The 1,845-nt window shown below is 66.3% G+C and carries 2 protein-coding genes; both read left to right on the top strand.

The window, feature by feature from the left end; translation table 11 throughout:
- The first annotated feature begins 104 nt into the window (after positions 1 to 104).
- Positions 105 to 725 carry a TetR/AcrR family transcriptional regulator gene (locus tag HMPREF9056_RS11020; protein WP_009405060.1) on the top strand — a complete coding sequence of 207 codons (621 nt, stop codon included), beginning with the start codon at positions 105 to 107 and terminating at the stop codon, positions 723 to 725.
- Between the two features lie 58 nt (positions 726 to 783).
- Entirely contained in the window at positions 784 to 1,788 is a 1,005-nt protein-coding gene (gene gap / locus HMPREF9056_RS11015) for a type I glyceraldehyde-3-phosphate dehydrogenase (protein WP_009405059.1), read from the top strand.
- The last annotated feature ends 57 nt before the right edge of the window (positions 1,789 to 1,845 follow it).

Here is a 1,845-nt window from a genome sequence, read left to right as displayed (position 1 = left end):
TCTTGCGTTCTGTACCTAGAGGTATGTACAGTTCTGGCATCAGGTTCAGGAGGGAGCAGAGTTGGGTGGCCGCCGTGCCTCCCAGGGGTGCGTCATGGTGAGGTATGTACAGTTCTGGCGTGGACTCGAGAGAGAAGCTGATTGAGGCGATGGCCGAGCTGATGTGGGAACGTGGTTACAGCGCCACGAGCCCGCGAGCGGTTCGCGAGCTCTCCGGCGTCGGCCAGGGGAGCATGTATCACTATTTCCCGACCAAGCGGGATCTCGGGCTGGCGGCCCTGAATCACAACTGCCAGGTCCAGCTGGATTCCTGGAAGGCCGCGCTCAAGGGGCTTGAGGATCCGCTCGAGATCCTCAGTGCCTACCTCACCCTCCCGCGTGATCCGCTCAAAGGCTGCCGAGTCGGTCGGATGGCCCAGGACAAGGCGGTGGTGGCTGACGACGGTCTTCGTGAGCCGGTCGCCGAGGCCTTCGCCCGGCTTCGCGAGATGCTGGTCGTTGTCATTGGTACGGCCAGGTCGCAGGGGCGTCTGCCGGCAGGCCTTGAGCCGGACCACCTGGCTCGCACGATGGTCGCCGTTGTTCAGGGCGGTTACGTCCTGGCCATGGCCGAGCAGGACAGGGCCCCGTATGACGCGGCCTGTCAAGGCGCCCTCGAGCTGCTCCGTGTAGCGGCCGGGGCCGTTGGTGCGGTTCCTGGGGGCGACGGGTCCGCCTCCTCCTGATCCTGACAAGTCGGCGTCGGTGTCCGCTGGCGCCTCCATTCACCGAAGGAGAAGGATCATGACTATTCGTATCGGTATCAACGGTTTCGGGCGCATCGGACGCACGTACCTGCGTGCTGCGCTGGCCGGCGGGGCGGACGTCGAGGTCGTTGCCGTCAACGATCTGACCGACGCGGGCACGCTGGCCACGCTCCTGGAGTGGGACTCAGTGGCCGGGCACCTCGACGGCGTCGCCACCGACGGCGAGGACCTCGAGGTCGCCGGGCGGACCATCAAGGTCTTCTCCGAGCCGGACCCGGCCAAGATCCACTGGGGCGAGGTCGGGGCCGACGTCGTCATCGAGTCCACCGGGTTCTTCGTTGACCGGGACAAGGCCGCCCAGCACCTCAAGGGCGGTGCCAAGAAGGTCATCGTCTCCGCACCCGCCAAGGGCGACGTCCCCACCTTCGTCCTAGGGGTCAACGACAGTCAGCTGGATGTCTCTGCCGCCGACGTGTTCTCCAACGGATCGTGCACCACGAACTCCCTGGCCCCGCTCGCCAGGGTCCTCCACGACGCCTTCGGGATCGAGAGCGGTCTCATGACGACGATCCACGCCTACACCGGGGACCAGCGGCTTCACGATGCGCCCCACAAGGACCTGCGTCGGGCGCGCGCTGCCGCCGCCTCCATCGTTCCCACCTCCTCGGGGGCCGCCCGGGCCATCGGCCTGGTCATTCCCGAGCTCGACGGGCGTCTGACCGGCGCTTCCATGAGGGTGCCGGTCCCGGTCGGCTCGATCACCGACCTCACCGTGGTCACCTCCCGTCCGGCAACGGTCGAGGACGTCAACGCGGCCTTCCGCGAGGCTGCCGATCACGGGCCGCTGGCCGGATACCTGCAGTACTCCCAGGCGCCGATCGTCTCCCACGACATCGTTGGCAACCCGCACTCCTCGATCTTCGATGCGCCCTTGACTGAGGTGATCGACGGCCAGGTCAAGGTCTTCGGTTGGTACGACAACGAGTGGGGCTTCTCCAACCGCCTCGTGGAGTTCTCCCAGAGGATCGGCGAACAGCTCTGACAACAGAATCGTCCTCTGCGAAGACGCAGTGCTCGTGGATACGGTGCGGTGCGGGCT

Source organism: Actinomyces sp. oral taxon 170 str. F0386 (assembly GCF_000195595.1).
Lineage (GTDB): Bacteria > Actinomycetota > Actinomycetes > Actinomycetales > Actinomycetaceae > Actinomyces.
The sequence above is the reverse complement of the archived record's forward strand: the minus strand, read 5'-3'. Positions and strand labels throughout refer to the sequence as shown.

What these genes read in the sequence shown, in the direction of transcription:
- gap (WP_009405059.1), top strand. Translation starts at nt 784, where the DNA reads ATGACTATTCGTATCGGTATCAACGGTTTCGGGCGCATCGGACGCACG.
- HMPREF9056_RS11020 (WP_009405060.1), top strand. Translation starts at nt 105, where the DNA reads ATGTACAGTTCTGGCGTGGACTCGAGAGAGAAGCTGATTGAGGCGATG.